The organism is Pseudoalteromonas sp. S3785 (genome assembly GCF_005887365.1).
Lineage (GTDB): Bacteria > Pseudomonadota > Gammaproteobacteria > Enterobacterales > Alteromonadaceae > Pseudoalteromonas.
Genome location: NZ_PNCT01000104.1, coordinates 1 through 736, shown reverse-complemented (window position 1 = coordinate 736; position 736 = coordinate 1). Strand labels below are relative to the sequence as shown.

Here is a 736-nt window from a genome sequence, read left to right as displayed (position 1 = left end):
ACCCGAGGCTAAGCTCGGGTTTTTTTAGTATTAATTAACTTAAACGTTAACTATTACTCTACGATAGTTGCTACAACACCAGCACCTACAGTACGGCCACCTTCACGGATAGCGAAACGAAGACCTTCGTCCATCGCGATTGGCGCGATTAGAGTTACTGTCATCTTAACGTTATCACCAGGCATTACCATTTCTACGCCTTCTGGTAACTGTACGTCACCTGTTACGTCAGTTGTACGGAAGTAGAACTGTGGACGGTAACCTTTGAAGAATGGAGTATGACGACCACCTTCATCTTTAGAAAGTACGTATACTTCTGAAGTGAATGTAGTGTGTGGCTTGATTGAACCAGGCTTAGCTAGTACTTGACCACGTTCAACGTCTTCACGCTTAGTACCACGTAGAAGTGCACCAATGTTCTCACCAGCACGACCTTCGTCAAGAAGCTTACGGAACATCTCAACACCAGTACAAGTAGACTTAGTAGTCTCTTTGATACCAACGATTTCAACTTCGTCGTTCACGTTGATGATACCAGCTTCAACACGGCCAGTTACAACAGTACCACGACCTTGGATTGAGAAAACGTCTTCGATAGGCATGATGAATGGCTTATCGATGTCACGCTCTGGCTCTGGGATGTAAGAATCTAGTGCTTCTGCAAGCTCAACAATCTTGTCTTCCCACTGCTTTTCGCCTTAAAGTGGTTTAATCGCTCTACCGTTAATTAGTGCTA

At 44.4% G+C, this 736-nt stretch carries 1 pseudogene; it reads right to left on the bottom strand.

The features are described 5' to 3' along the window. Window positions 1–53: 53 nt before the first annotated feature. Window positions 54–736, bottom strand: a pseudogene (locus CWC17_RS18340) (EF-Tu C-terminal domain-related protein); the annotation flags it as partial.